The sequence below is a fragment of the Serratia sp. 201 genome (assembly GCF_037027545.1).
Classification (GTDB): Bacteria; Pseudomonadota; Gammaproteobacteria; order Enterobacterales; family Enterobacteriaceae; genus Serratia; species Serratia bockelmannii.
Map to the genome: position 1 here is coordinate 1,102,700 of NZ_JAXCHC010000002.1, position 20,393 is coordinate 1,123,092.

General features: G+C 59.0%; 20 protein-coding genes. 14 read left to right on the top strand and 6 right to left on the bottom strand.

The window, feature by feature from the left end:
• Positions 1–24 precede the first annotated feature (24 nt).
• The 6 genes from aspS (at position 25) to ruvB (ending at position 5,348) form a co-directional block, all read left to right on the top strand.
• Entirely contained in the window at positions 25–1,809 is a 1,785-nt protein-coding gene (gene aspS / locus WA302_RS13480) for an aspartate--tRNA ligase (protein WP_049295779.1), read from the top strand.
• On the top strand, positions 1,809–2,255 hold the full coding sequence (nudB, locus tag WA302_RS13485; RefSeq protein ID WP_004932373.1) for a dihydroneopterin triphosphate diphosphatase: 447 nt from the start codon (positions 1,809–1,811) through the stop codon (positions 2,253–2,255). The genes aspS and nudB overlap by 1 nt, the downstream gene beginning before the upstream one ends.
• Positions 2,256–2,274: 19 nt before the next feature.
• Positions 2,275–3,018, top strand: coding sequence for a YebC/PmpR family DNA-binding transcriptional regulator (locus WA302_RS13490; protein ID WP_004932370.1), 744 nt, complete (start codon positions 2,275–2,277; stop codon positions 3,016–3,018).
• Between the two features lie 57 nt (positions 3,019–3,075).
• Positions 3,076–3,597, top strand: coding sequence for a crossover junction endodeoxyribonuclease RuvC (gene ruvC / locus WA302_RS13495; RefSeq protein ID WP_004932367.1), 522 nt, complete (start codon positions 3,076–3,078; stop codon positions 3,595–3,597).
• A 112-nt stretch (positions 3,598–3,709) separates the two neighbouring features.
• Entirely contained in the window at positions 3,710–4,324 is a 615-nt protein-coding gene (ruvA, locus tag WA302_RS13500; protein ID WP_261456426.1) for a Holliday junction branch migration protein RuvA, read from the top strand.
• Positions 4,325–4,343: 19 nt separating this feature from the next.
• The gene (gene ruvB, locus WA302_RS13505) at positions 4,344–5,348 is read left to right on the top strand and encodes a Holliday junction branch migration DNA helicase RuvB (protein ID WP_049209179.1); all 1,005 of its coding nucleotides are present in this window, start codon (positions 4,344–4,346) and stop codon (positions 5,346–5,348) included.
• A 61-nt stretch (positions 5,349–5,409) separates the two neighbouring features.
• Here the strand turns inward: ruvB and znuB are convergent, their stop codons facing one another.
• Entirely contained in the window at positions 5,410–6,195 is a 786-nt protein-coding gene (gene znuB, locus WA302_RS13510; protein ID WP_025303124.1) for a zinc ABC transporter permease subunit ZnuB, read from the bottom strand.
• The gene (gene znuC, locus WA302_RS13515) at positions 6,192–6,950 is read right to left on the bottom strand and encodes a zinc ABC transporter ATP-binding protein ZnuC (RefSeq protein ID WP_004932357.1); all 759 of its coding nucleotides are present in this window, start codon (positions 6,948–6,950) and stop codon (positions 6,192–6,194) included. The genes znuB and znuC overlap by 4 nt, the downstream gene beginning before the upstream one ends.
• A 78-nt stretch (positions 6,951–7,028) precedes the next feature.
• On the opposite strand from znuC, the gene znuA reads away from it, so the two are divergent.
• From znuA to lpxM, 3 genes are all read left to right on the top strand, one after another.
• Positions 7,029–7,973, top strand: coding sequence for a zinc ABC transporter substrate-binding protein ZnuA (gene znuA / locus WA302_RS13520; protein WP_025303123.1), 945 nt, complete (start codon positions 7,029–7,031; stop codon positions 7,971–7,973).
• 21 nt (positions 7,974–7,994) lie between these two features.
• Positions 7,995–9,317, top strand: a complete 1,323-nt coding sequence (mepM, locus tag WA302_RS13525) for a murein DD-endopeptidase MepM (protein WP_004932347.1) — start codon at positions 7,995–7,997, stop codon at positions 9,315–9,317.
• A 151-nt stretch (positions 9,318–9,468) separates the two neighbouring features.
• Positions 9,469–10,437, top strand: coding sequence for a lauroyl-Kdo(2)-lipid IV(A) myristoyltransferase (gene lpxM, locus WA302_RS13530; protein ID WP_015378127.1), 969 nt, complete (start codon positions 9,469–9,471; stop codon positions 10,435–10,437).
• Between the two features lie 49 nt (positions 10,438–10,486).
• Here lpxM and WA302_RS13535 read toward each other — a convergent pair whose 3' ends face one another.
• The 3 genes from WA302_RS13535 to WA302_RS13545 all read right to left on the bottom strand — a co-directional run bounded on the left by WA302_RS13535 (position 10,487) and on the right by WA302_RS13545 (position 13,959).
• Positions 10,487–11,368 carry a leucine-rich repeat domain-containing protein gene (locus WA302_RS13535; RefSeq protein ID WP_043143025.1) on the bottom strand — a complete coding sequence of 294 codons (882 nt, stop codon included), beginning with the start codon at positions 11,366–11,368 and terminating at the stop codon, positions 10,487–10,489.
• 85 nt (positions 11,369–11,453) lie between these two features.
• The gene (pyk, locus tag WA302_RS13540) at positions 11,454–12,896 is read right to left on the bottom strand and encodes a pyruvate kinase (protein ID WP_197826522.1); all 1,443 of its coding nucleotides are present in this window, start codon (positions 12,894–12,896) and stop codon (positions 11,454–11,456) included.
• A 190-nt stretch (positions 12,897–13,086) separates the two neighbouring features.
• Positions 13,087–13,959 (bottom strand): MurR/RpiR family transcriptional regulator, encoded by an 873-nt coding sequence (locus WA302_RS13545; RefSeq protein ID WP_025303120.1) that lies wholly within the window; start codon positions 13,957–13,959, stop codon positions 13,087–13,089.
• Positions 13,960–14,407: 448 nt separating this feature from the next.
• Between WA302_RS13545 and zwf the strand changes: the two genes are divergently transcribed.
• From zwf to mdtI, 4 genes are all read left to right on the top strand, one after another.
• Complete coding sequence (zwf, locus tag WA302_RS13550) at positions 14,408–15,883, top strand: glucose-6-phosphate dehydrogenase (protein ID WP_033643346.1); 1,476 nt, start codon at positions 14,408–14,410, stop codon at positions 15,881–15,883.
• A 154-nt stretch (positions 15,884–16,037) separates the two neighbouring features.
• Positions 16,038–16,679: a bifunctional 4-hydroxy-2-oxoglutarate aldolase/2-dehydro-3-deoxy-phosphogluconate aldolase gene (locus tag WA302_RS13555; RefSeq protein WP_025303119.1), complete on the top strand. Its 642-nt coding sequence runs from the start codon at positions 16,038–16,040 to the stop codon at positions 16,677–16,679.
• A 552-nt stretch (positions 16,680–17,231) separates the two neighbouring features.
• Positions 17,232–17,600 carry a multidrug/spermidine efflux SMR transporter subunit MdtJ gene (gene mdtJ / locus WA302_RS13560; RefSeq protein WP_025303118.1) on the top strand — a complete coding sequence of 123 codons (369 nt, stop codon included), beginning with the start codon at positions 17,232–17,234 and terminating at the stop codon, positions 17,598–17,600.
• Positions 17,587–17,916 (top strand): multidrug/spermidine efflux SMR transporter subunit MdtI, encoded by a 330-nt coding sequence (gene mdtI / locus WA302_RS13565; protein WP_016927446.1) that lies wholly within the window; start codon positions 17,587–17,589, stop codon positions 17,914–17,916. The genes mdtJ and mdtI overlap by 14 nt, the downstream gene beginning before the upstream one ends.
• Positions 17,917–17,978: 62 nt before the next feature.
• Here the strand turns inward: mdtI and WA302_RS13570 are convergent, their stop codons facing one another.
• On the bottom strand, positions 17,979–18,323 hold the full coding sequence (locus WA302_RS13570) for a RidA family protein (RefSeq protein WP_025303117.1): 345 nt from the start codon (positions 18,321–18,323) through the stop codon (positions 17,979–17,981).
• Positions 18,324–18,456: 133 nt separating this feature from the next.
• Between WA302_RS13570 and WA302_RS13575 the strand changes: the two genes are divergently transcribed.
• Positions 18,457–20,373 carry an ATP-dependent DNA helicase gene (locus WA302_RS13575; RefSeq protein WP_004932318.1) on the top strand — a complete coding sequence of 639 codons (1,917 nt, stop codon included), beginning with the start codon at positions 18,457–18,459 and terminating at the stop codon, positions 20,371–20,373.
• Positions 20,374–20,393 lie beyond the last annotated feature (20 nt).

Below are 20,393 nucleotides of genomic sequence, written 5' to 3' on the forward strand. Positions count from 1 at the left end.
ATCGGCTGTGTAAAAGGATAGCGTATGCGTACTGAATATTGCGGACAGTTGAATCTGTCCCACGTGGGCCAGGAAGTCACTCTGTGTGGTTGGGTCAATCGTCGTCGCGATCTCGGCGGCCTGATCTTTATTGATATGCGCGACCGCGAAGGCATCGTGCAGGTGTTCTTCGATCCGGACGAGAAAGTGGCGTTCGACAAGGCCTACGACCTGCGCAATGAGTTCTGCATCCAGATCGTCGGCACCGTGCGTGCGCGTCCGGACAGCCAGATCAATAAAGATATGGCCACCGGCGAAGTGGAAGTGTTTGCCCACGCGCTGGAGATCATCAACCGCTCCGAGCCGCTGCCGCTGGACTCCAACCAGGTCAACAGTGAAGAAGCGCGCCTGAAATACCGCTACCTGGATCTGCGCCGCCCGGAAATGGCTGAGCGTCTGAAGACCCGCGCCAAAATCACCAGCTTCGTACGCCGCTTCATGGACAGCCATGGCTTCCTCGATATCGAAACGCCGATGCTGACCAAGGCGACGCCGGAAGGCGCCCGCGATTACCTGGTGCCAAGCCGCGTGCACAAGGGCAAATTCTACGCGCTGCCGCAGTCTCCGCAGCTGTTCAAACAGCTGCTGATGATGTCCGGCTTCGATCGTTACTATCAGATCGTCAAATGCTTCCGTGACGAAGACCTACGTGCGGACCGTCAGCCTGAATTCACCCAGATCGACGTCGAAACCTCCTTCATGACCGCCGATCAGGTGCGTGAAGTGATGGAGAAACTGGCGCGCGAGCTGTGGCTGGATGTGAAGGGCGTGGATCTGGGCGATTTCCCGGTCATGACCTTCGCCGAAGCGATGCGTCGCTTTGGCTCCGACAAGCCGGACCTGCGTAACCCGCTGGAGCTGGTGGACGTGGCCGACCTGGTCAAAGACGTCGAGTTTAAAGTGTTCTCCGGCCCGGCTAACGACGCCAAAGGCCGCGTGGCGGCAATCCGCGTACCGGGCGGCGCACAGCTGACACGCAAGCAGATCGACGAGTACGGCGCTTTCGTCAACATCTACGGCGCGAAAGGCCTGGCCTGGCTGAAGGTCAACGACCGCACCGCCGGCATGGAAGGCGTGCAGAGCCCGATCGCCAAATTCCTCAGCGCGGAAGTGCTGGAAGCTGTCCTGGCGCGCACCAACGCGCAGACCGGCGACATCCTGTTCTTCGGCGCAGACAGTTTCAAGATTGTCACCGACGCGATGGGCGCGCTGCGCCTGAAGCTGGGTCGCGATCTGGGGCTGACCCAACTCGACAGCTGGGCGCCGCTGTGGGTGGTCGACTTCCCGATGTTCGAAGAAGACGAAGAGGGCGGCCTGGCGGCGATGCACCACCCGTTCACCTCGCCGCGCGACATGAGCCCGGAAGAGCTGGCGGCAGCGCCGGTCAACGCTATCGCCAACGCCTATGACATGGTGATCAACGGTTACGAAGTGGGCGGCGGTTCGGTGCGTATTCACCGCAGCGAAATGCAGCAGACGGTATTCAGCATTCTGGGCATTAACGAACATGAACAGCGCGAGAAGTTCGGCTTCCTGCTGGACGCGCTGAAGTACGGTACGCCGCCGCACGCCGGCCTGGCCTTCGGCCTGGATCGTCTGGTGATGCTGCTGACCGGCACCGACAACATCCGCGACGTGATTGCCTTCCCGAAAACCACCGCGGCGGCCTGTCTGATGACCGACGCACCGAGCTTCGCCAACCCGGCGTCGCTGCAGGAGCTGGCGATCAGCGTGGTAAAGAAAGCCGGTGCGGAACAAGAGAGCGAGTGATGAGTTATAAGCGCCCTGAATCTATCCTGGTAGTGATTTACGCGAAATCCAGTGGTCGGGTGCTGATGTTACAGCGGCGCGACGATACCGAGTTCTGGCAGTCGGTCACCGGCAGCCTGGAACAGGATGAGTCACCGCCGCATGCCGCGCGGCGTGAAGTCATGGAAGAAGTCGGCATCGATATCGAAGCAGAGCACCTGCCGTTGTTCGATTGCCAACGCTGCGTGGAGTTTGAACTCTTTGTCCATTTGCGACATCGCTATGCGCCGGGAACCACGCGCAATAAAGAGCACTGGTTCTGTCTGGCGTTGCCCGAGGAGCGCGATCCGGTGATTACCGAGCACCACGCTTACCAATGGCTTGAGGCGGCCGAAGCCGTGAAGTTGACCAAGTCATGGAGCAATCAGCAGGCGATTGAAGAGTTCGTGATCAATTCAGTCCAGTAGTTTTTTTCGGAGATTTTTTATGGCAGGTCATAGTAAGTGGGCCAACACAAAGCACCGTAAAGCGGCGCAGGACGCCAAGCGCGGTAAAATTTTCACCAAGATTATTCGTGAGCTGGTCACTGCCGCGAAGCTGGGCGGCGGCGATCCGGATTCCAACCCGCGTCTGCGCGCGGCGATGGACAAGGCGCTGTCGAACAACATGACGCGCGACACCATGAACCGTGCGATCGCGCGCGGCGTGGGCGGCGATGATGATACCAATATGGAAACCATCATCTATGAAGGTTACGGCCCTGGCGGCACCGCCGTCATGATCGAATGCCTGAGTGACAACCGCAACCGCACCGTGGCGGAAGTGCGTCACGCTTTCACCAAGTGTGGCGGCAACCTCGGTACCGACGGTTCCGTAGCTTATCTGTTCACCAAGAAGGGCGTGATCACTTACGCACCGGGCCTGGATGAAGACAGCGTGATGGAAGCGGCGCTGGAAGCCGGTGCGGAAGACATCGTGACCTATGACGATGGTGCCATCGACGTGTTCACCGCCTGGGAAAGCCTGGGCGCGGTGAAAGACGCGCTGACCGCGGCGGGCTTCGAGGCCGAAGCGGCGGAAGTGTCGATGATCCCATCGACCAAGGCCGACATGGACGCGGAAACCGCGCCTAAGCTGTTGCGTCTGATCGATATGCTGGAAGACTGCGACGACGTGCAGGAAGTTTACCATAACGGTGAAATCTCCGACGAAGTGGCGGCGACGCTGTAATCCGGTAAAACGGGCGCCGCCGTTCGGCGGCGCCGTGCATGCAAGGTGGATGTAGATATGGCGATCATACTCGGTATCGATCCCGGTTCACGCGTCACCGGCTATGGCCTTATCCGCCAGCAGGGGCGTCAGTTGAGCTATATCGCCAGCGGCTGCATCCGCACGGTGGTGGACGACATGCCGACGCGGCTGAAGCTGATTTACGCCGGCGTCAGTGAGATCATCACCCAGTTTCAGCCCGACTTCTTCGCCATCGAACAGGTGTTTATGGCTAAGAATCCGGATTCGGCGCTCAAGCTCGGCCAGGCACGCGGCGTCGCGATCGTGGCGGCGGTGAATCAGAATCTGGAAGTGTTCGAGTATGCGGCGCGGCAGGTCAAACAGACCGTGGTCGGCACCGGTGCGGCCGAAAAGGCGCAGGTACAGCACATGGTGCGCTCGCTGCTCAAACTCTCGGCCAACCCGCAGGCGGACGCCGCCGATGCTCTGGCTATCGCCATCACCCACTGCCACCTCAGCCAGAACGTGCTGCGGATGAGCGAAGGGCGGTTGAACCTGGCGCGCGGGCGTTTGCGCTGACGCAAAGCGATGATTGCTCAGGCTGGATATTCATCCAGCCTTTTTTATGTTATAAGCTTTACCAGCAACGGCATGGCAGGGCGCCATGCCCGGTCATTCTGCAGGAGGGTAAATGATAGGTCGTCTCAGAGGAAATATTCTGGAAAAGCAGCCGCCGCTGGTGTTACTGGAGGCGAACGGCGTGGGCTTCGAGGTACACATGCCGATGACCTGCTTTTACGAGCTGCCTGAACTGGGGCAAGAGGCCATCGTGTTTACCCACTTCGTGGTGCGTGAAGACGCGCAGCTGCTGTACGGTTTCAACGACAAGCAGGAGCGTGCGCTGTTCCGCGAGCTGATCAAGGTCAACGGCGTCGGGCCGAAGCTGGCGCTGGCGATCCTGTCAGGCATGTCCGCGCAGCAGTTCGTCAGCGCGGTGGAGCGTGAAGAGATCACCGCACTGGTCAAGCTGCCGGGCGTGGGCAAAAAAACCGCCGAGCGCCTGGTGGTAGAGATGAAAGACCGCTTCAAAGGGCTTAACGGCGACCTGTTCAACAGCAGCAGCGAGATCAGCCTGCCGTCCGCCGCCGACAACGCGCCGGAAGCGGACGCGGAAGCCGAAGCCGTTTCGGCGCTGGTGGCGCTGGGCTACAAGCCACAGGAAGCGAGTCGCATGGTCAGCAAAATTGCCAAACCGGGCGCCGACTGCGAGACGCTGATCCGCGACGCGTTGCGCGCTGCTTTGTAAGGCCGCTAAGAGGTAGATAATGATTGAAGCCGATCGCCTGATCTCCGCCGAACCGATCAACGAGGAAGAAGTCCTCGATCGCGCCATTCGTCCCAAGCTGTTGACTGAATACGTGGGTCAGCCGCACGTACGCGAGCAGATGGAGATCTTCATCCAGGCGGCCAAGCAGCGCGGCGACGCGCTCGACCACCTGCTGATCTTTGGCCCGCCGGGGCTGGGGAAAACCACCCTGGCCAACATCGTGGCCAACGAAATGGGCGTGAATCTGCGCACCACTTCCGGCCCGGTGCTGGAGAAGGCGGGCGATTTGGCGGCGATGCTGACCAACCTCGAACCGCACGACGTGTTATTCATCGACGAAATCCACCGTTTGTCACCGGTGGTGGAAGAAGTGCTGTATCCGGCGATGGAAGACTATCAGCTGGATATCATGATCGGCGAAGGGCCGGCGGCGCGTTCGATTAAGCTCGATCTGCCGCCGTTTACCTTGGTGGGTGCAACCACCCGCGCCGGTTCGCTGACCTCGCCGCTGCGCGATCGCTTCGGCATTGTCCAGCGGCTGGAGTTTTATCAGGTGGCGGATCTGCAGCATATCGTCTCACGCAGCGCCGGGTGCCTGGGGTTGGAGCTGTCCGACGAGGGCGCCCATGAGGTGGCCCGCCGCGCGCGCGGTACGCCGCGTATCGCCAACCGCCTGCTGCGCCGGGTGCGTGACTTCGCCGAAGTGCGCGCCAACGGCGTGATCAGCGGCGCAGTGGCGGCGCAGGCACTCGATATGCTCAACGTCGATGCCGAAGGCTTCGACTATATGGATCGCAAGCTGCTGCTGGCGATTATCGACAAGTTTACCGGCGGCCCGGTCGGGTTGGACAACCTGGCGGCGGCGATCGGCGAAGAGCGTGAAACCATCGAAGATGTGATCGAACCGTTCCTGATCCAGCAGGGCTTTATCCAGCGCACGCCGCGCGGCCGTTTGGCGACGCAGCATGCCTACCGGCATTTCGGCCTCGAACGCGAAGAGTAAATTTTTAATCCGCCAATAAGAAAGGGCCGCAGATGCGGCCCTTGTCATATCCCGGCTTTAATCAAGCCTGCTGTTTTTTGAACAGGCTCAGCGTGAACAGCACGGCGGCGCTCAGCACCACCGAAGGGCCGGCCGGCGTATCGTAAAATGCCGAGAAGGTCAGGCCGCCGGTGACGGCCACCATGCCGAGCAGCACTGCGACGCCCGCCATCTGCTCCGGCGTGCGTGCGAAGCGCCGAGCGGTGGCTGCCGGAATGATCAGCAGTGAGGTGATGATCAGCGCGCCGACGAATTTCATCGCCAGACCGATGGTCAAGGCGGTGACCAGCATCAACACGGTGCGTGCGCGCACCAGATTAACGCCGTCGACGTGCGCCAGCTCCGGGCTGATGGTCATCGACAGCAGATCGCGCCACTGCCACCACAGCACCAACAGCACCACGGCGACGCCGCCGGCAATCATCACGATATCGCTCAGCGTAACCGACAGTAGATCGCCGAACAGGTAGGCCATCAGATCGACCCGCACGTTAGACATCAACGCCACCACCACCAGTCCCAGCGACAGGGCGCTATGCGCCAGAATGCCGAGCAGGGTATCCACTGAAAGCTGCGGGCGACGTTCCAGCCAAACCAGGGCCAGAGCCAGCAGCAGCGTAATGGCGATCACCGCATAGAAGGGGTTGATGTCGAGCAGCAGACCAAAGGCGACGCCGAGCAGCGAGGCGTGCGCCAGGGTATCACCAAAGTAGGACATGCGGCGCCAGACCACGAAGGAACCCAGCGGCCCGGCGGCGCTAGCCAGCAACACGCCGGCCAGCCAGCCGGGAAGTAACAGTTCAATCATGCTTCGCGGCTCCCGGTTTTCTTCAAGACAATTCTTCCCTGCAGATCGTGGCGGTGGTTGTGATGGTGGCGATACACCGCCAGCTGCTCTGCGCCGCGGTTGCCGAACATGGCGATGAATTCGGGATGCATCGAGACCACCTCCGGCGCGCCGGAGCAGCAGATGTGCTGATTGAGGCACAACACCTCGTCGGTTTTCGCCATCACCAGATGCAGATCGTGCGAGACCATCAGCACGGCGCACCCCAGCTCCTTGCGCAGCTGATCGATCAGATCGTACAGCGCCAGCTGGCCGTTGACGTCTACCCCTTGCGTGGGTTCGTCCAGCACCAGCAGCTGCGGTTTATTCAGCAGCGCTCGCGCCAGCAGCACGCGCTGGTTTTCACCGCCGGAGAGCTTTTGCATCGGCTGGTCGAGCAGGTGGGCGGCGTGCACGCGTTTGAGCGCCGGCAGAATGTCGGCTTTCTTTACGCCAGGTTTAAGACGCATAAAGCGGCTGACGGTCAGTGGCAGGGTGGCGTCGAGGTGCAGCTTTTGCGGCACATAGCCGATGCGCAGATCGGGCTCACGCTCCAGCGTGCCGGCGGTCGGTTTGACCAATCCCAGCACCACGCGCACCAGCGTGGATTTGCCCGCGCCGTTCGGGCCAAGCAGCGTGAGAATACGGCCGGGTTGCAGGCTGAGGGAAATGTTCGACAGCACCTTGCGGCTGCCGAAGGCGACGGAGATATTTTTTAGCGTTATCAGTGTAGACATCTCGAGATTACAGGTTGCAGAACGAAGCGAATGTTATAATATCACGCCTTGTTGATGAAAACGATGGGATTACTGATGATGGCAAAGAAAAATAAATGGCTGCAGCGTACGCTGTTGGCCAGCGCATTGTTGATGGCCGGCCCGCTGAGCAGCGCTTCCGCGGCGGTGGTGACCACGATTCGTCCGCTGGGCTTTATCGCTTCGGCGATCGCCGACGGCGTGACACCGACCGAGGTGTTGCTGCCGGACGGCGCTTCACCGCACGATTTTGCGCTGCGTCCTTCCGATATCCAGCGTTTGCGCTCTGCGGACCTGGTGCTATGGGTTGGGCCGGACATGGAAGCGTTCCTGAACAAGGCGCTGGTGCCTATCTCGGCAACCCGAAAGCTGGCTGTCAGCGAACTGCCGGCGGTGAAGCCATTGCTGATGAAAGGCGAAGATGACGACGATCATGATCATGCAGGTGAAGCGCATAACCATGCCGATGACGATCATGGGCATCATCACGGCGAGTACAATATGCACGTTTGGCTGTCGCCGGAGATAGCAAAAGTGACCGCGATCGCGATTCACGACAGATTGTTGGAACTTATGCCGCAAAATAAGGACAAATTAGACGCAAACCTGCGCCAGTTCGAGAATCTGCTGACGCAAACTGACAAAAATGTTGGTAACATGCTTACGCCTGTGCAAGGTAAGGGTTATTTTGTTTTTCATGATGCTTACGGCTACTTTGAGAAACACTACGGTTTGAGTCCGCTGGGCCATTTCACCGTCAATCCCGAAATTCAGCCTGGAGCACAGCGCCTACACCAAATTCGAACACAGTTGGTTGAGCAGAAAGCGGTATGCGTTTTTGCTGAGCCACAATTCAGGCCGGCCGTAATCAATGCCGTCGCCAAGGGTACCAAAGTGCGTTCCGGAACGCTGGACCCGCTGGGCATCGGCATCGCGCTGGGGAAGGACAGCTACGGGAAATTCCTGACTCAGCTGTCAAACCAGTACGTGAGCTGCCTGAAGTAAAGCTTATGAGGATAATATCGAGTGCAGCAGATAGTCCGAACTATCGCTCTGGCGTATAACAACCTGCCACGGCCCCATCGCGTCATGCTGGGGTCGCTGACAGTCGTCACATTGGCCGTCGCTGTTTGGCGGCCTTTTGTTTACCACCCAGAACACAACCCCATCGCCAAGAGCGTCGAGTTAGAATCCAGCCAGATGCGGTCATTGCTCCCCGAAGCCAGTGAACCGATAGATGTCGACCAACCCACCCCCGATGACGAAATCCCGCAGGATGAGCTGGATCAAAAAGATGCCGGCGATGATGGCGTGCATGAATATGTGGTTTCCACCGGCGATACCCTCGGCAGCATTCTGACGCAGTACGGCATCGATATGTCGGATGTCACGCTGCTGGCTTCGCAAAACCGCGATCTGCGCAACCTTAAGATCGGCCAACAGCTGTCGTGGACCGTGAATGATGCGGGCGATTTGCAGCAGTTGACCTGGGAAGTTTCCCGCCGCGAAACCCGCACCTACGATCGCGTCGGCAACAGCTTCAAAGAGTCGAAAGAGGCGCAGCAGGGCGAATGGCGCAACAACGTGATCAGCGGCCGGGTTAACGGCAGCTTCGTCAGCAGCGCCGGCGACGCCGGGCTGAGCCGTAACGAAATCAACTCGGTGATCAAAGCCCTGCAGTGGCAGCTCGATTTCCGCAAGCTGCGCAAAGGCGACCAGTTCTCCGTGCTGATGTCGCGCGAGCACTTCGACGGTAAGAAATCGCAAAGCCAGCTGTTGGGCGTGCGTCTGCGCACCGGCGGCAAAGATTACTATGCGATCCGCGCCGAAGACGGCAAATTCTACGATCGCCAAGGCTCTGGCCTGGCGCGCGGCTTCATGCGTTTCCCGACCATGAAACAGTTCCGCATCTCCTCCAACTTCAACCCGCGCCGCGTGAACCCGGTGACTGGCCGCGTGGCGCCGCACAAGGGCGTCGATTTCGCCATGCCGGTCGGCACGCCGGTGCTGGCGGTCGGCGACGGTGAGGTGGTGATCGCCAAACGCAGCGGCGCAGCGGGCAACTATGTGGCGATCCGCCACGGTCGTCAGTACACCACGCGCTATATGCACCTGAAAAAACTGCTGGTGAAACCAGGCCAGAAGGTGAAACGCGGCGATCGCATTGCGCTCTCCGGCAACACCGGCCGTTCCACCGGGCCACACCTGCACTTTGAACTGTGGACCGGCCAACAGGCGGTGAACCCGCTGACGGCCAAACTGCCGCGTTCCGAAGGGCTGGGCGGCAAAGACCGCAGCGATTATCTGGCACAGGTGAAGGAAGTGGTTCCTCAGCTGCAGTTGGATTAACGTCCCCCTTTTTTCCGGCGCTCCGGCGCCGTTAATTTCATCGGCCTGATTGCGGGCCGATGCTGTTTTATCTGGGTGGTTCGCGGTTGTTAATTGCAAAATCGGTGATGGCAATTATGATTAGCCGAATCGCTAAGCGAAGAGCACGTGCATGCAAAACGAGAAGAAATCGAACGTAGAGTTCATCCCGCAGTTTCAAAAAGCCTTTTTATATCCGCGCTACTGGGGCGTGTGGTTGGGAACCGGTCTGATGGCCGGCATTTCGCTGGTGCCTGCGCGCCTGCGCGATCCGGTGCTGGGTGCGGTCGGCAAACTGGCCGGCAAGCTGGCGAAGGGCGCGCGCCGTCGTGCCCGCATCAACCTGCTGTATTGCTTGCCTGAGCTGCCTGAAAGCGAACGCGAGCACATTATCGACCAGATGTTCGCCTGCGCGCCGCAGTCGATGGTGCTGATGGCGGAACTGGCCTGCACCAAGCCCGAAAAAGTGCTAAAGCGCGTGCGTTGGCACGGTGAAGAGGTGCTGGACAAGATCCGGGCGGAAGGGCGTAACGTGATTTTCCTGGTGCCTCACGGCTGGGCGGTGGATGTGCCAGCGATGCTGATGGCTGCGCGCGGCCAACCGATGGCGGCGATGTTCCACAACCAGCGCAATCAGCTGATCGACTACCTGTGGAATGCCGTGCGTCGTAAATTCGGCGGCCGCATGCACGCGCGCAACGACGGCATCAAACCGTTTATCAGTTCGGTACGGCAGGGGTACTGGGGCTACTACCTGCCCGATCAGGATCACGGCGCCGAGCACAGTGAGTTCGTCGATTTCTTCGCGACCTATAAGGCGACGCTGCCGGCGGTAGGCCGGTTGATGAAGGTTTGCCGTGCGGCGATCGTGCCTTTGTTCCCGGTGTACGATGGCAAAACCAGCATGCTGGATATTTATATTCGCGAGCCCATGGACGATCTGGCCGAAGCCGATGACCCACGGATTGCGCGCCGCATGAATGAAGAAGTGGAAAACCTGGTGGGCCCGAACCCTGAGCAGTACACCTGGATCCTAAAACTGTTGAAGACGCGCAAGGAAGGGGAGATTGAGCCTTACTCGCGCGACGATCTGTATCGCTAATCCTTCCTAACGTTAACGCCGGTCGGGCTATAACCCGGCCGGTATCACTTCAGATGTGCACCATACAGCCGCGCGCCCGCAGGATGTCGATGACTTTAGGCGTGCGGGTGAAATCATTCCAGCGCAGATCCAGCTTGCGCAGCCGGCTCAGTTCGCCGAGGCTTTCCGGCAGCTCGCTCAGGCGGTTGGCGCGCAGATCCAGACTTCTCAGCGCTGTCAGCTCACCGATATTTTCCGGCAGGCGCGTCAGTTGATTGAAACGCAGGTTCAGCTCGCTCAATCGCGGCAGGCGGCAGAAGGCTGCCGGCAGTTCGGTGATAGCATTGTTGGCCGCATCGAGTATCTCCAACTCACCGAGCAGAGCCATTTCCGCCGGCAGCGTGGTCAGGGCATTTTTCATGATATGCAGTTCGCGCAGCGCGCGCAGCTGCCCGATTTCGGCGGGCAGGCTGCGGATGCGATTGTTGTATAAACGCAGCTCCTGCAACGCCGCCAGCCTCGGTATTGCCTGCGGCAAGGCGGTCAGTTGGTTATCGGTCGCGTTGAGATAGATGAGCTGCTGCAGCTGTGCCAGCGAATGGGGCAGGTCGCTAAAACCGTTATCGCTCAGATAGAGGTATTTCAGCCGGTGCAGTTGCCCCAACGCTTCAGGCAGTTCGCTCGCGCGATTGTGGCCAAAGTCGAACATCTCGAGCTGTTGCAACTGACCAATCTCCGGCGGCAGACGGTCGAGCTGATTGCAGGAGATATTCAGCACCTGCAGATTCTGGTGCCGGAAGATTGGGGTGGGGAAGGCCGTCAGCTGATTGTCGTACAGGCTGACCTTGCGCAGCGCGCGGCCGGCAAGCTGCGATTCGTCGAGCTGCGTCAGGCTACGGCCGTCGAGATCGAGCTCATCAGCGCTCGCTGCGGGGTTGTGTTGGTGGAGCATGGCGTTCTCCGTCGTTTATGGCGATGTCAGCGCAAAAAAAATGCCGGCCAACGTGAGCCGGCCGGCATTTCGTCTGCGGCGTGAATTACTCGACGCGCAGGATACGGCTGGTATTGGTGGTACCGACGGTTTCCATCACGTCGCCCTGGGTGACGATCACCAGATCGCCGGAGACCAGGAAGCCTTTGTCACGCAGGCGATTGACGGCTTCATTGGCGGCGATCACGCCGTCTTTGTGGCTGTCGAAATATACCGGCGTCACGCCGCGATACAGCGCAGTCAGGTTCAGCGTGTGCTCATGACGCGACATGGCGAAGATCGGCAGGCCGGAGCTGATGCGTGACATCATCAGCGCGGTGCGGCCGGACTCAGTCATGGCGATCAGCGCGGTGACGCCTTTCAGGTGGTTGGCCGCATACATCGAAGACATGGCGATCGCCTCTTCGATATTGTCGAACTGCACGTCCAAACGGTGTTTGGAAACGTTGATGCTCGGGATCTTCTCGGCGCCCAGACAAACGCGCGCCATCGCCGCCACGGTTTCCGCCGGGTATTGGCCAGCAGCGGTTTCCGCCGACAGCATGACGGCGTCGGTGCCGTCCAGCACGGCGTTGGCCACGTCCATGACTTCGGCGCGGGTCGGCATCGGGTTGGTGATCATTGACTCCATCATCTGAGTCGCGGTGATCACCGCGCGGTTCAGGGTGCGGGCGCGGCGGATCAGTTTCTTCTGAATGCCGACCAGTTCCGGATCGCCGATTTCGACGCCGAGGTCGCCACGGGCAACCATCACCACGTCGGAGGCCAGAATAATGTCGTCCATCGCTTCGTCGGTGCAAACCGCTTCGGCGCGCTCAACCTTGGACACGATCTTGGCGTTGCAGCCCGCATCGCGCGCCAGGCGGCGGGCATAGTTCAGGTCTTCACCGGTACGCGGGAAGGAGACCGCCAGATAGTCGACGCCAATCTTGGCGGCGGTCACGATGTCCGCCTTGTCTTTTTCGGTCAGCGCTTCGGCTGACAGGCCACCGCCTAGCTTGTTGATGCCCTTGTTGTTGGACAACGGGCCGCCGACGGTCACTTCGGTAAACACTTTCATGCCCTGAACTTCGAGCACTTTTAACTGAACGCGGCCGTCGTCAAGCAGCAGGACATCGCCCGGCACGACGTCGACAGGCAGGCCTTTATAGTCGATACCGACTTTTTCTTTATCGCCTTCGCCTTTTGACAGGTTGGCGTCCAGCAGGAATTTATCACCCACGTTGAGGAAGATTTTGCCTTCCTTGAAGGTGGATACGCGGATTTTCGGCCCTTGCAGATCGCCGAGGATAGCGACGTGACGTCCCAGTTTGGCCGCGATTTCGCGCACTTTGTCTGCGCGAGCCTGGTGATCTTCCGGGCTGCCGTGGGAGAAGTTAAGCCGAACTACGTTGGCACCGGCGGCAATGATCTTTTCCAGATTATTGTCGCGGTCTGTAGCCGGACCCAGGGTGGTAACGATTTTGGTTCTTCTGAGCCGTCTGGACATGTATTACTCCGTTGACTGGTGAAGCAAATATTGGTGTTGCGATAACGTCGGATAACGAAACCAGGCGTGAAATGTAATTTTACAACACTGATATTTCACCCGGGTTACCCGCATGAGCATGTTAACAGGGTACCGCCTCTGATGCCGTCATTCAAATGTCTGTTGAACGGCGATTTTTTTCTTCGTCGGGTCACGAATCAAAACTGTTGGGAATGACCACGCCTTTATCAAAGCGCGATTCTTTGAGCGCTTCTTTGACCCGCTTCAAGTTATCTCTGAATTTAGCCCCTCGGCGCAAGGTAAATCCGGTGGCAAGCACGTCAATGAGCGTTAATTGCGCGATCCGCGACACCATCGGCATGTAAACGTCGGTGTCTTCAGGCACATCGAGCAGCAACGCGAGGGTCGCCGCTTGGGCGAGCGGGGTGTCGCGCGAGGTGATAGCCAGTACCGTGGCGTCGTTCTCCCGCGCCAGGTGAGCCATCTCCACCAGATTTTTGGTGCGGCCGGTGTGTGAGATCAGCACCACCACGTCGCCCTCGCCGGAGTTCATGCAGCTCATGCGTTGCATGACGATGTCATCGAAGTAGACCACCGGAATGTTGAAGCGGAAAAATTTGTTCATCGCGTCGTGCGCCACCGCTGCGGAGGCACCCAGGCCGAAGAAAGAGATCTTTTTTGCCTGGGTGAGCAGGTCAACCGCACGATTGATTGCGGCAATATCCAAATTTGCCTTTACTGTATCCAGGCTGGCCATGACCGATTCGAAGATCTTGCTGGTATAGGAATCGACGCTGTCGTCTTCCTCAACGTTACGGTTTACGTAGGGCGTGCCGTTAGCCAGGCTTTGGGCGAGGTGCAGTTTGAAATCGGGAAAGCCTTTGGTATCAAGGCGGCGGCAAAAACGGTTGACGGTAGGTTCGCTGACGTCGGCCATGCGCGCCAGCGTGGCAATGCTGGAGTGAATGGCGGTCTGTGGGGAGGCCAGGATCACCTCGGCGACTTTCCTTTCAGATTTGCTCAGGCGTTCCAGATGGTTCTGGATTTTGTCCAGCGTATTCATATAACGAGAGTCACTCATGGTTTTATCCCTGTGGCTTTCAAGCAACAGCGCCGAATTTTGCCCGTGTTCGCCGTGCACGCAGACGCCAAACGAGCGGCTGTAACCTGGAATCGATAGGGTATGTCGATTTCAAACAAAGGAGAAATCAATGCCGGTTTAGTGAAAATATACTACGTGCTGGTAAACGTTGGCAGTCTCGACAGGGCGTATGCAGGCTTTTTTCACCAGAATATGACCTGTGTCTAACTTTCATAATGGTAACAGAGCGTCAAAAAAGACGAAAAATTACAGTTTTGCCCGCCTGTGCGGGCTCTGGCGCGCATTGGCGCTACCGCTGGAATCTTGAGGTCTTTTTTCCTGCTTCTGCACCGGGTTTGCTGGCCGTAGTCAAACAGAGTACATTAGTAATGTAAGAAAATTACAAATATCCTGCAACGAGGAGATGAACATGGCGGTAACCTCTACAGCCCAGGCGTGTGACCTGGTTATTTTCGGCGCGAAAGGTGATTTGGCGCGCCGTAAGCTGCTGCCTTCCCTGTACCAGTTAGAGAAAGCCGGACACATCCACCCGGATACGCGGATTATCGGCGTCGGCCGCGCGGAGTGGGATAAAAAAGCGTATACCGAAGTGGTCAAGGAAGCGCTTGGCACCTTCATGAAAGAAAAATTGGATGACGAACTCTGGGCCACGCTGAGCGCACGCCTGGACTTTTGCAACCTGGACGTCAACGACAGCAAGAACTTTACCAAACTGGGTAAAATGCTGGATCAGAAACACCGCACCACCATCAACTACTTCGCCATGCCGCCAAGCACCTTTGGCGCCATCTGCAAAGGGTTGGGCGAAGCCAAGCTGAACCATGAGCCGGCGCGCGTGGTGATGGAGAAACCGTTGGGCACCGATCTGGCGTCCTCCCGCGTGATCAACGATCAGGTGGCGGAGTTCTTCAACGAGTCCCAGGTCTACCGCATCGACCACTATCTCGGCAAAGAGACGGTGCTGAACCTGTTGGCGCTGCGTTTCGCCAACTCGCTGTTCGCATCCAACTGGGATAACCGCACCATCGATTCGGTGCAGATCACCGTGGCGGAAGAGGTGGGCATCGAAGGGCGCTGGGGTTACTTCGACCAGGCCGGCCAGATGCGCGACATGATCCAGAACCACCTGCTGCAGATCCTGACCATGATCGCCATGTCGCCGCCGGCGGACCTGACGACCGACCGTATCCGCGACGAGAAGGTGAAGGTACTGCGCTCGCTGCGCCGCATCGATCAGACCAATGTACGGGAAACCACCGTGCGCGGGCAGTACACCGCCGGTTTCGTCCAGGGCAAGAAAGTGCCGGGTTATCTGGAAGAGGAAGGCGCGAACAAAAGCAGCAGCACCGAAACCTTCGTCTCCATCCGCGTGGATATCGACAACTGGCAGTGGGCCGGGGTGCCGTTCTACCTGCGTACCGGTAAACGCCTGCCGACCAAATGTTCGGAAGTGGTGGTGTACTTCAAAAACCCGCCGCTTAACCTGTTCAGCGATTCGTACCAGCAGCTGCCGCAGAACAAGCTGACCATCCGTCTGCAACCGGACGAAGGCATCGAAATTCAGGTACTGAACAAGGTGCCGGGGCTGGATCACAAGCACCGTCTGCAGACCACCAAGCTGGACCTGAGCTTCTCGGAAACCTTCAACCAGGAGCACGTGGCGGACGCCTACGAGCGCCTGCTGCTGGAGACCATGCGAGGCATTCAGGCGCTGTTCGTGCGCCGCGATGAAGTGGAAGAGGCCTGGAAGTGGGTCGACTCCATCATGGATGCATGGAAAGCCGACAACGAGGCGCCTAAACCTTATCAGGCGGGCACCTGGGGGCCGGTGGCCTCGGTGGCAATGATCACCCGCGACGGCCGTTCCTGGAACGAGTTCGAATAATGCGCAATGCCGGCAGCCTGTCTGCCGGCTTTTTTTTGCCTGCGATCTGCGCGTGGGCCACATCACTTACGGTACGGCCGGACGTTCGCGCGCTTGCGCGGAGCCCTGTGGCAGGGGCGTGCCATTGTTAACCGCGAGTCATGGAGAAATAACGATGAAAAACTGGAAAACCAGCGCCGAGCAGATCCTGACGGCAGGGCCGGTGGTGCCTGTTATCGTGATCAACAAGCTGGAGCAGGCGGTGCCGCTGGCGAAAGCGTTGGTTGCCGGCGGCGTGCGGGTATTGGAGGTGACGCTGCGCACCGCCTGCGGGCTGGAGGCTATCCGCGCTATCGCCAAAGAGGTGCCGGAGGCGATCATCGGCGCCGGTACTGTGATCAATCCGCAGCAGCTGCGGGAGGTGACCGAGGCGGGGGCGCAGTTCGCCATCAGCCCGGGGCTGACCGACGCTTTGCTGCAGGCGGCGACGGCGGGGTCAATCCCGCTGATCCCGGGCATCAGCACCGTATCTGAACTGATGCTGGGCATGGATTACGGCCTGCGCGAATTCAAATTCTTCCCGGCGGAAGCCAACGGCGGCGTGAAGGCGCTGCAGGCGATCGGCGGCCCGTTCCCGCAGGTGCGTTTTTGCCCGACCGGCGGCATTACGCCGAACAATTACCGCGATTATCTGGCGCTAAAAAGCGTATTGTGCATCGGCGGCTCCTGGTTGGTGCCGGCCGATGCGCTCGAAAGCGGCGACTATGCGCGCATCACTGAACTGGCGCGCAGCGCGGTCAGCGGCGCCGCGTTGTAACCCGCGCCAGGCCTGGGGTTGGCGCTTATTTGCTCACCCGCGGATATCGCAAGGCTCAACGCTCCGTTGGGCCTTTTTTAATTTTTATCGCAATTAACTTTCTTATTTTTAACCCGTTTTTTTCTGCTTTTTTATGAAAACGGCAGTTTGCTTTCTAATTTTGGCTGTGGTAAAAATATCTCAGTTGAAAATTTTACTTTTATGAGGATATTGGGCAAATCGCACGGTGTGCGGCTGATAATAGAGAACTATTATGATGACTATTAACGGAACTACCCTCAGAACCTCTACGTGCCAACTCTTCCTGTCTGCGATCCTTGCCAGTGAGCATCACTGGTGCAGCGAGCTATAGCGTCTTTCTCCCTTAACCGGTGCTGGTAGCGGGCTTAGGCCTTCGCATTACCGTTCAGCCGGGCAAACATTCTTTTTGCGTTTGGGTCAGTTTATCCCCAGGGATCTCTGCGTCTTGCGCGCCGCATTGCGGCCGTCCGACGAGATAAATCGGGATAAATATGCCTTGGCGCGCGTTATTCGCCGTTTGGGAGAAAAATTATGATTTATTGGATCTTTTTAGGTTTGGCCATCATGACCGAAATCATCGGCACCTTGTCAATGAAATACGCCAGCGTCAATGGCGGCATGATCGGGCATATCGTGATGTACGTGATGATCACCGCGTCTTATGTACTGTTGTCGGTAGCGATAAAACGCGTGGCGCTCGGCGTGGCCTATGCGCTGTGGGAAGGCATCGGCATTCTGTTCATTACCCTGTTCAGCGTACTGTGGTTCGACGAGCCGATCTCGGCGCTGAAGGTGCTGGGCTTGGCTACGCTGATCGCCGGCATCATGTTGGTGAAATCCGGTACCCGCAAAGAGCGAAAACAGGTCAGCCCGCGAGGTGACAACCATGCAACAGTTTGAGTTGTACCACATTGGGTTCCTGGGGCTGGCCATCGTGCTGGAAATTATCGCCAACATCTTCCTGAAGATGTCGGACGGCTTCCGTAAAATTTGGCTGGGATTGCTGTCGCTGCTGTCGGTGCTCGGTGCGTTCAGCGCCCTGGCGCAGGCGGTTAAGGGTATCGATCTGTCGATCGCCTATGCGCTGTGGGGCGGTTTCGGTATCGCCGCCACCATCGCCGCAGGCTGGATCATGTTCGGCCAGCGGTTGAACGCCAAAGGCTGGATTGGCCTGGCGCTGTTGCTGACGGGGATGGTGATCCTTAAACTGTCTTGATAGCGGGCAATAAAAAACCGCAGGCGTCGCCGTCTGCGGTTTTTTTTCGTCTGCGCTCAGGCTTACAGCGCGGCGATGATTTTGATTTCCACCTTGTACTTCGGATTCATCAGCTGCGCCTGCACCGTGCAGCGCACCGGCGCGCTGCCGGCGACCACCCAGGCGTCCCAGGCGGCGTTCATCGCGGCGAAGTCGGCGCTGTTGGCCAGGAAAATGGTGGCATCCAGAATACGGCTTTTGTCCGACCCTACGCGTTCCAGCAGCACGTCGATGGCGGCGAGGGCGTTGGCGGTCTGTGCGGTCGCGTCGTCGTCCAGGTTCTCCGGCACGCTGGTGTAGTAAACGGTCTCGTTGTGCACTACGGCTTCGGACCAGCGCTGATCGGGATCAATTCTTTCGATATTCATTTGCTTATCTCCATATCATAGTCGCGCTAAGGGTAGCACAGCCGGTGATAAAAAAGCGCGGCGATAAAGTGGGTGGTAGCCGGGCGGCAGGCTTGGCATAATCACCGCTGAATGACACCGGCAGAGAGACAGCGTGACAGACGATTTTGCAACAGACGGCGCATTGGCGCAGGCTATCAAGGGATTCAAACCGCGTGAGCCGCAGCGGCAGATGGCGCAAGCCGTTACCGAAGCGATCAATTTCAAGCAGGAACTGGTGGTGGAAGCCGGCACCGGCACCGGCAAAACCTTCGCTTATCTGGCGCCGGCGCTGCGTGCCGATCGCAAAGTGATCATCTCCACCGGTTCGAAAGCGCTGCAGGATCAGCTGTATGCGCGCGATCTGCCCACCGTCGCCAAGGCGTTGAAGTACAAAGGCAAGCTGGCGCTGCTGAAGGGGCGCTCCAACTACCTGTGTCTGGAGCGTCTTGAGCAACAGTCGATGGCCGGCGGGGAGCTGGCGGGGCAGACGCTGATCGATCTGGTGCAGCTGCGCAAGTGGTCGTCGCAGACCAAAGAGGGTGATATCAGCACCTGTAGCGAAGTGGCGGAGGACAGCTTCGTCTGGCCATTGGTGACCAGCACCAATGACAACTGTCTGGGCAGCGACTGCCCGCTGTATCAGGATTGCTTCGTGGTCAAGGCGCGTCGCCGCGCGATGGATGCAGATGTGGTGGTGGTAAACCATCACCTGTTCCTGGCGGATATGGTGGTGAAAGAGGGCGGTTTCGCCGAGCTGATCCCGGAAGCCGAGGTGATGATTTTCGACGAGGCGCACCAAATCCCCGACATCGCCAGCCAGTATTTCGGCCAGCAGCTCACCAGCCGCCAGCTGCTGGATCTGGCGAAGGACATCACCATCGCCTACCGCACCGAGGTGCGCGATGCGGCTCAGCTGCAAAAGAGCGCCGATCGTCTCAGCCTGAGCACGCAAGATTTCCGTCTGAATCTGGGAGAACCGGGGTTCCGCGGTAATCTGCGTGACGTGCTCGGCGAACCCAACGTGCAGCGTGCTCTGTTGCTGCTCGATGACGCGCTGGAGCTGTGTTATGACGTGATGAAGCTGTCGCTGGGGCGTTCGGCGCTGCTAGACGCCGCCTTTGAGCGCGCCACGCTGTACCGCGCGCGTCTCAAACGCCTCAAGGCGGTAACGGAACCGGGCTACAGCTATTGGTATGAGTGCAATTCGCGCCACTTCGTGCTGGCGCTGACGCCGCTGACGGTAGCCGATCGTTTCCGCGAAATGCTGGACGAGAAGCCGGGCAGCTGGATCTTTACCTCGGCCACGCTGTCGGTCAACGATCAGTTGGGCCACTTCACCGAACGGCTGGGGCTGACCAAGGCCAAAACGCTGCTGTTGCCGAGCCCGTTCGACTATGCCAAACAGGCGTTGCTGTGCGTGCCGCGCTTTTTGCCTTCGCCGAATCAGCCCGGTGGGGCGCGCCAGCTGGCGCGCATGCTGCGCCCATTAATCGAAGCCAACAACGGCCGCTGCTTCTTCTTGTGCACATCGCACCAGATGATGCGCGAGCTGGCGGAAGAGTTCCGCGCCACGATGACGCTGCCGGTCTTATTGCAAGGGGAAACCAGCAAAGGGCAGCTGTTGGCGCAGTTCGTCGCCGCCGGTAACGCGCTGTTGGTGGCGACCAGCAGCTTCTGGGAAGGGGTGGACGTGCGTGGCGATGCGCTGTCGTGTGTCATCATCGATAAGCTGCCGTTTACTTCACCGGACGATCCGCTGCTGAAGGCGCGCATTGAAGATTGCCGCCTGCGCGGCGGCGATCCGTTCAATGACGTACAGTTACCGGATGCGGTCATCACCCTGAAACAGGGGGTGGGCCGTTTGATCCGCGATACCGACGACCGTGGCGTGCTGGTGATTTGCGATAACCGTCTGGTGATGCGCCCTTATGGCGAGGTGTTCCTCAATAGCCTGCCGCCTACGCCGCGTACCCGCGATCTGAAACAGGCCATCGCCTTCCTGCAGGCCGCCGATACGTCGGCCACGTGAAAGATGAAGGGCTTACGGGG

Excerpts from the sequence above, each read along its gene's own strand:
- aspS (WP_049295779.1), top strand. The coding sequence starts at position 25 with ATGCGTACTGAATATTGCGGACAGTTGAATCTGTCCCACGTGGGCCAG.
- nudB (WP_004932373.1), top strand. The coding sequence starts at position 1,809 with ATGAGTTATAAGCGCCCTGAATCTATCCTGGTAGTGATTTACGCGAAA.
- WA302_RS13490 (WP_004932370.1), top strand. The coding sequence starts at position 2,275 with ATGGCAGGTCATAGTAAGTGGGCCAACACAAAGCACCGTAAAGCGGCG.
- ruvC (WP_004932367.1), top strand. The coding sequence starts at position 3,076 with ATGGCGATCATACTCGGTATCGATCCCGGTTCACGCGTCACCGGCTAT.
- ruvA (WP_261456426.1), top strand. The coding sequence starts at position 3,710 with ATGATAGGTCGTCTCAGAGGAAATATTCTGGAAAAGCAGCCGCCGCTG.
- ruvB (WP_049209179.1), top strand. The coding sequence starts at position 4,344 with ATGATTGAAGCCGATCGCCTGATCTCCGCCGAACCGATCAACGAGGAA.
- znuB (WP_025303124.1), bottom strand. The coding sequence starts at position 6,195 with ATGATTGAACTGTTACTTCCCGGCTGGCTGGCCGGCGTGTTGCTGGCT.
- znuC (WP_004932357.1), bottom strand. The coding sequence starts at position 6,950 with ATGTCTACACTGATAACGCTAAAAAATATCTCCGTCGCCTTCGGCAGC.
- znuA (WP_025303123.1), top strand. The coding sequence starts at position 7,029 with ATGGCAAAGAAAAATAAATGGCTGCAGCGTACGCTGTTGGCCAGCGCA.
- lpxM (WP_015378127.1), top strand. The coding sequence starts at position 9,469 with ATGCAAAACGAGAAGAAATCGAACGTAGAGTTCATCCCGCAGTTTCAA.
- WA302_RS13535 (WP_043143025.1), bottom strand. The coding sequence starts at position 11,368 with ATGCTCCACCAACACAACCCCGCAGCGAGCGCTGATGAGCTCGATCTC.
- pyk (WP_197826522.1), bottom strand. The coding sequence starts at position 12,896 with ATGTCCAGACGGCTCAGAAGAACCAAAATCGTTACCACCCTGGGTCCG.
- WA302_RS13545 (WP_025303120.1), bottom strand. The coding sequence starts at position 13,959 with ATGAATACGCTGGACAAAATCCAGAACCATCTGGAACGCCTGAGCAAA.
- zwf (WP_033643346.1), top strand. The coding sequence starts at position 14,408 with ATGGCGGTAACCTCTACAGCCCAGGCGTGTGACCTGGTTATTTTCGGC.
- WA302_RS13555 (WP_025303119.1), top strand. The coding sequence starts at position 16,038 with ATGAAAAACTGGAAAACCAGCGCCGAGCAGATCCTGACGGCAGGGCCG.
- mdtJ (WP_025303118.1), top strand. The coding sequence starts at position 17,232 with ATGATTTATTGGATCTTTTTAGGTTTGGCCATCATGACCGAAATCATC.
- mdtI (WP_016927446.1), top strand. The coding sequence starts at position 17,587 with ATGCAACAGTTTGAGTTGTACCACATTGGGTTCCTGGGGCTGGCCATC.
- WA302_RS13570 (WP_025303117.1), bottom strand. The coding sequence starts at position 18,323 with ATGAATATCGAAAGAATTGATCCCGATCAGCGCTGGTCCGAAGCCGTA.